The 6134-nt window shown below is 73.5% G+C and carries 7 protein-coding genes; all 7 read right to left on the bottom strand.

All coding sequences use genetic code 11. From position 1 onward, the window contains the following. Positions 1-81: 81 nt before the first annotated feature. Positions 82-1662: an anthranilate synthase component I gene (locus Y09_RS08225; RefSeq protein WP_082358699.1), complete on the bottom strand. Its 1581-nt coding sequence runs from the start codon at positions 1660-1662 to the stop codon at positions 82-84. Next, positions 1659-2075, bottom strand: a complete 417-nt coding sequence (hisI, locus tag Y09_RS08220; protein WP_053917277.1) for a phosphoribosyl-AMP cyclohydrolase — start codon at positions 2073-2075, stop codon at positions 1659-1661. Before hisI ends, Y09_RS08225 begins: the two co-directional genes overlap by 4 nt. Next, on the bottom strand, positions 2072-3280 hold the full coding sequence (gene metK, locus Y09_RS08215; RefSeq protein WP_053917276.1) for a methionine adenosyltransferase: 1209 nt from the start codon (positions 3278-3280) through the stop codon (positions 2072-2074). Before metK ends, hisI begins: the two co-directional genes overlap by 4 nt. A 5-nt stretch (positions 3281-3285) precedes the next feature. Then, complete coding sequence (gene coaBC, locus Y09_RS08210; RefSeq protein ID WP_053917275.1) at positions 3286-4551, bottom strand: bifunctional phosphopantothenoylcysteine decarboxylase/phosphopantothenate--cysteine ligase CoaBC; 1266 nt, start codon at positions 4549-4551, stop codon at positions 3286-3288. A 34-nt stretch (positions 4552-4585) separates the two neighbouring features. Then, positions 4586-4948, bottom strand: coding sequence for a DNA-directed RNA polymerase subunit omega (gene rpoZ / locus Y09_RS08205; RefSeq protein ID WP_010550656.1), 363 nt, complete (start codon positions 4946-4948; stop codon positions 4586-4588). An 83-nt stretch (positions 4949-5031) separates the two neighbouring features. Further along, the gene (gene gmk / locus Y09_RS08200; RefSeq protein ID WP_010550655.1) at positions 5032-5634 is read right to left on the bottom strand and encodes a guanylate kinase; all 603 of its coding nucleotides are present in this window, start codon (positions 5632-5634) and stop codon (positions 5032-5034) included. Further along, the gene (mihF, locus tag Y09_RS08195; protein ID WP_053917274.1) at positions 5631-5957 is read right to left on the bottom strand and encodes an integration host factor, actinobacterial type; all 327 of its coding nucleotides are present in this window, start codon (positions 5955-5957) and stop codon (positions 5631-5633) included. The genes gmk and mihF overlap by 4 nt, the downstream gene beginning before the upstream one ends. Positions 5958-6134: the final 177 nt, after the last annotated feature.

Here is a 6134-nt window from a genome sequence, read left to right as displayed (position 1 = left end):
CCAGGGCGCCCGCGGCGACGAGGCCGCCGAGCACGGCGGCGCGGCGCGAGGGCCCGGTGCGGCGCGGTCGCTGCTCGGCGCTCATGCGGGGCGGAGGGTGTCGGCGGAGGCGGCGGCGCGCAGCGCGGCGGCGGCCTTGGCCTGGGTCTCGCGGTGCTCCATGGTCGCGTCGGAGTCGGCGACCACTCCCCCGCCGGCCTGCACGTGCGCGGTGCCGTCCTTGATCACGGCGGTGCGGATCGCGATCGCCATGTCCATGTCGCCGGCGAAGTCGAAGTAGCCGACCGTCCCGCCGTAGACGCCGCGGCGCACGGGCTCGAGCCGGTCGATGATCCGCATCGCGGAGGGCTTCGGGGCGCCGGAGAGTGTGCCGGCCGGGAAGGTGGCACGCAGCGCCTCGTAGGCCGTGGCATCCTCGCGCAGGGTGCCGGTGACGGTGGAGACGATGTGCTGGATGTGGCTGAACCGCTCGATGTGCATGAAGTCCCGCACCACCACGGTGCCGGGAGCGCAGAACTTCTGCAGGTCGTTGCGGGCGAGGTCCACGAGCATGAGGTGCTCGGAGCGCTCCTTCGGGTCGGCCAGCAACTCGGCCGCCAGGCGCTCGTCCTCCTCCAGGCTCGCGCCGCGGGGGCGGGAGCCGGCGATCGGGTGGGTCGTCGCGGTGGTGCCTCGGACGGTCACGAGCGACTCGGGGCTCGCGCCGACCACGTCGATCGGCTCTCCGTCGGCGTCCTCGGTGCGCAGCAGGTACATGTAGGGGCTGGGGTTCATGCGGCGCAGCACCCGGTACACGTCCAGCGGGTCCGCCGCGATCGGCAGGGAGAAGCGCTGCGAGGGGACGACCTGGAAGATCTCCCCGTCGATGATGTCGCGCACCGCCTCGTGGACCGCGGCCTCGTACTCGCGCTGGGCGGTGCGGGCCTTGGGCTCGAGGTCGCTGACGGCGTCGTAGACGGTCGGCCCGCCGACCGCGGGGGTGCGCAGCCTCTGACGGAGCGTCTCGAGGCGGGCGAGGGCGTCGTCGTAGGCGGCGTCCACGCCGTCGTCGGTGGCGTTGAGGTTCAGGGCGTTGGCGACCAGGACGACGGTCGAGTCGTGGGCGTCGTGGACGACGATGTCCTGGGCCAGCAGCATCGAGAGGTCCGGCAGACCGATCTCGTCCGGCGGCGCCTCGGGCAGCTTCTCCCAGTGGCGCACCGCGTCGTAGGCGACGTAGCCGACGAGCCCGCCGGAGAAGGGCGGCAGATGCGGCTGGCGGGCTGCGCGGAACGCGGAGGTCACGGCCGCGAGGGCCTCGACGGGGCTGCCGGAGGTGGGCACCCCGGCGGGGACGTCGCCGCGCCAGTGCGCGGCGCCGTCCCGCTCGGTGAGCACCGCACGGGCGCGGGTGCCGATGATCGAGTACCGGGAGGCCTCGCCCTCCCCGGCGGATTCCAGCAGGAAGGTGCCGCGGGTGCCGCCGTCGGCGGTGAGCCGGCGGTAGAGCGAGACGGGGGTGTCCTCGTCGGCCAGCAGCCGCACCGAGACGGGGACGACCCGCTGGCGTGCGGCGAGCTCGCGGAAGGTCTCGCGGTCCGGGGTGATCTCGCCCAGCGCGATGCCCTCACGGCCGCCGATGCGCTCGGGATAGGCCTCGGGGCGGGCGTCCTCGACGGTCACAGGGAACGCTCCTTCTCGGTCAGCACGACGGCGTCCAGGTCGCCGCCGTCGAAGCAGGTGTCGGTGCCGCGGTGGCAGGCGGCCCCGACCTGGTCGACCTGCACCAGCAGGGTGTCGCCGTCGCAGTCCAGCGCGACGGAGCGCACGAACTGGACGTGGCCGGAGGTGTCGCCCTTGCGCCAGTACTCGCCGCGGGAGCGGGACCAGTAGGTCGCCCGGCCCGTGGTGAGCGTGCGCCGCAGCGCCTCGTCGTCCATCCAGCCGACCATCAGCACCCGCAGGTCGCTCGCGTCCTGCACGACGGCGGTGAGCAGGCCGGCGCCGTCGTGCTTGAGCCGGGCGGCGAGGGCGGGGTCCAGCGTCGGGGCGGTGCGGCCCGCGCCGGGGGCGCCGGAGGTAACGGGGGCGGTCACAGGGCGCGCTCCAGCTCCTCGGCGCGGTCGCGGCGCTCCCAGGTGAACTCGGGCAGCTCCCGGCCGAAGTGGCCGTGCACGGAGGTGAGGGAGTAGATCGGGCGCAGCAGGTCCAGCGCCTCGATCAGCGCGGCGGGGCGGAGGTCGAAGACCTTGCGCACGGCGGCGGCGATCCGGTGCGCGGGCGCCTTCCCGGTGCCGAAGGTCTCGACGTACAGGCCCACCGGCTCGGCGACGCCGATCGCGTAGGCGACCTGCACCTCGCAGCGGTCGGCGAGGCCGGCGGCGACGATGTTCTTGGCGACCCAGCGCATGGCGTAGGCGCCGGAGCGGTCGACCTTGCTGGGGTCCTTGCCGGAGAAGGCGCCGCCGCCGTGGCGGGCCATCCCGCCGTAGGTGTCGACGATGATCTTGCGGCCGGTCAGGCCCGCATCGCCCTTGGGCCCGCCGAGCACGAAGCGGCCGGAGGGGTTGATGTGGGTGACGACCTCGGAGACGTCCAGGCCCTGCGCGGCGAGGTCCTCGAGGACCGGGGCGATGACGACCTTGGAGATCGCGGGCGCGAGTTGGGCGTCGAGGTCGACCTCCTCGCTGTGCTGCGTGGAGACGACGACGGCCTCGACGCTGCGGGCCACGCCGTCCTCGTCGTAGCCGATGGAGACCTGGGTCTTGCCGTCGGGGCGGAGGTAGGGCAGCACGCCGTCGCGGCGGGCGGTGGAGAGGTTCTGGGTGAGGCGGTGCGCGGCGTGGATCGGCAGCGGCATCAGCTCGGGGGTGTCGTTGCAGGCGTAGCCGAACATGAGCCCCTGGTCACCGGCGCCGAGACGCGCAAAGGCCTCGGCCGCGACGTCGCCTCGCGCCTCGAAGGAGGTGTCCACCCCCTGGGCGATGTCCGGGGACTGCGCGCCGATCGAGACCTCGACGCCGCAGGAGTCCGCGTCGAAGCCCTTCTCGGAGGAGTCGTAGCCGATCTCGCGGATCACGTCGCGCACGATGTTGGAGACGTCGCTGTAGCCGGTCGTGCGGACCTCGCCGGCGACGTGCACGAGCCCGGTGGTGACCATGGTCTCCACGGCGACGCGGGCGCCGGTGTCCTGGCTCAGCATGTCGTCGAGGATCGCGTCGGAGATCTGGTCGCAGATCTTGTCGGGATGCCCCCCGGTGACCGATTCGGACGTGAAGGTGCGCAGCTCGCTGGTGGTCATGGGGATCAGGGTACTTCCGGGAGACGACCGACGAGCTCGTCGAGCACGGCGTGGGCGACGAGGGTCTTGCTGCCCGCGGCGTGCGCGACCTCCTCGCCGTCGCGGTCCAGGATCCGCACCTCGTTGTCCGCGGTGCCGAACACCCCGGCGCTGACGTCGTTGAAGACCAGCAGGTCGGCGCCCTTGCGGCGCGCCTTGCGCCGGGCGAGGTCCAGGGCCGCGGCGCCGTCCCCGCCGGTCTCGGCGGCGAAGCCCACGATCGCGGGGCGCGCGGCCCCGCCGCGGGAGATGACGCTGTGACGCAGGATGTCCTGGGTGCGGGCCAGGGCGAGGGTCGGCACGGAGTCCGGGGCGGACTCGTCCTTCTTGATCTTCTGGTCCGCGCGGCCGGCGGAGGTGAAGTCCGCCACGGCGGCGGCCATGACGAGCGCGTCGACCTGGCCGAGCTGGGCGGCGACGAGCTCGGCGAGCTCGGCGGCGCTGCCCACGTCGAGGCGGTCCGCGCCGGGCGGGGTCTCGAGCGCGACGTTCGCGGCGGCCAGGCGCACCCGCGCGCCGCGCACGAGGGCCGCATGGGCGAGGGCCCAGCCCTGTCGGCCGGAGGAGTGGTTGGCGAGGAAGCGGACGGGGTCGAGCTCCTCGCGGGTGCCGCCGGCCGTGATCAGCAGCTCGCGGCCGACGAGATCGCGCAGCGCCCCCCCGCGCTCGTCGCGCGGCGCGGCGATCGCGGCGCGGGCGGCGTCGAGGATCGCCTCGGGCTCGGGCAGGCGGCCCGGTCCGGAGTCGGGGCCGGTGAGGCGGCCGACGGCGGGCTCGAGCACGGTCACCCCCCGCTCGCGCAGCACGGCGACGTTCTCGCGGGTGGAGGGGTGCTCCCACATCTCGGTGTGCATGGCGGGGGCGACGACCACGGGGCCGCGGGTCACCAGCAGCGAGGCGGTGAGCATGTCGTCGGCGCGGCCCATCCGCATCCGCGCCAGCAGGTCCGCGGTGGCGGGGGCGATGACGGTGAGATCGGCCTGCTGGCCGTGCCGCACGTGGGCGACCTCGTCGACGTCCTCGAAGACGGAGGTGAGCACCGGGTGGTGGCTGAGCGCCTCCCAGGTCGAGGAGCCCACGAACTCGAGCGAGGCGGGGGTGGGGACCACCCGCACCTCGGCCCCTGCACCGACAAGACCGCGCACCAGGTGCGCGGTCTTGTAGGCGGCGATCCCACCGCCGACGCCCACGAGGACGCGGGCTCCGGCGAGCGTGCGCGGCTGGCTGCTCATGCCTGCTCCGTGCGACGACCGGCGAGGGCCGGGATCAAAGGGGGAAGTCGGTCGGCGGGACCTCGGGGGCGTCGTCGCCGAGCAGCAGCGGGGCCGGGGCGTTGGGGTCCGGCTCGTTCTGCGCGGCGTACTCCTCCTCGTCGATCTCGCGGACGGTGAGGAGGCCCTCGTCGATCTCGCGCAGCGCGATCGAGAGCGGCTTCTCCTGGTTCTCGACGTCGACCAGCGGGCCGACGAACTCGAGCAGGCCCTCGGAGAGCTGCGAGTAGTACGCGTTGATCTGGCGGGCGCGCTGGGAGGCGTACAGCACCAGGGCGTACTTCGAGTCGACGGTCTCGAGCAGACGGTCGATCGGGGGGTTCGTGATGCCTTCGGGCTGTGCGACTGTTCCGGCCACGGATGTCCCTTCCTGGGTGACGACGTGCGACGCTCCAGAATACGCCACGCCGCGCGCGACGGCGAGGGAAGGAGCGAGAGGGGTCAGGTGAGGTCGTTCACGCCGAGCAGGCGTGCGAGCTCGTCGGCGGCGCGGTCCACCGAGTCGTTGACGATGGTCACGTCGAACTCGTCCTCCGCGGCGAGCTCGACCCGGGCGGTCGCGAGACGGCGCTCGCGCTCCTCCTCGTCCTCCGTGCCGCGGCCCACGAGGCGCTGCACGAGCGTGTCCCAGTCCGGCGGGGCGAGGAAGACGAAGCGCGCCTCGGGGAGGCTCTCGCGCACCTGACGGGCGCCGGCGAGGTCGATCTCGAGCAGCACGGGGCGGCCCTCGGCGACCTTCTCCTCGACGGGACCGCGCGGGGTGCCGTACTTGTTGCGGCCGTGGACCACGGCCCACTCGAGCATCTGGCCGTCCTCGATCAGGCGGGAGAACTCCTCCTCGCCCACGAAGCGGTAGTGCACGCCGTCGACCTCGCCCGGGCGGGGCGCACGCGTGGTCGCGGAGACGGACAGCCAGATCTGCGGGTAGCGGGCGCGGATCGCCGCGGAGACGGTCCCCTTCCCCACCGCGGTGGGGCCTGCCAGGACGGTGACCGGGGCCGGTGCCGTCGCGGCGCCGGCCCCGGTGGGAAGATCAGGGCTCACTCGGAGAAGTGGGCGACGAGCTTCTCCGCCTGGTGCGAGCCGAGGCCGCGGATCTTGCGGGAGGGCGAGATGCCGATCTCCTCCATGATCTGCTGGGCCTTGACCTTGCCGACGCCGGGCAGGGCCTCGAGCAGGGCGGAGACGCGGAGACGACCGACGATCTCGTTGGTCTCGGCCTCCTCGAGGACCTTCTTGATCTCCTCGCCGCGGTGGCCGGCGCTGTCCTTGAGTCGCGCCTTGATGGCCGCGCGCTCGCGGCGGGCCTCGGCGGCCTTCTTCAGGGCCTCGGCCCGCTGCTCAGGGGTGAGGGGAGGGAGAGCCACTGTTCTTACCTCTTGTTCTGTCGCGGTTGTCCTGCGGGTCCGGGAGGAGCCCGGTGTGGGAAGAGCGTAACCCCATATTCGTGGCCGAGGGCACTTTTGACACGCTAAGTCCCAGGTCCGGTGCGTTTCGGGGCCTCGAACCCGCCGTCCTCCGGCGGTGTCGGGGCCCCGTGCGGG

This window comes from Brachybacterium sp. SW0106-09, assembly GCF_001293905.1.
Taxonomy (GTDB): domain Bacteria; phylum Actinomycetota; class Actinomycetes; order Actinomycetales; family Dermabacteraceae; genus Brachybacterium; species Brachybacterium conglomeratum.
Note: the sequence above shows the minus strand (reverse complement) of the source record. Positions and strands in the feature narration are given on the sequence as shown.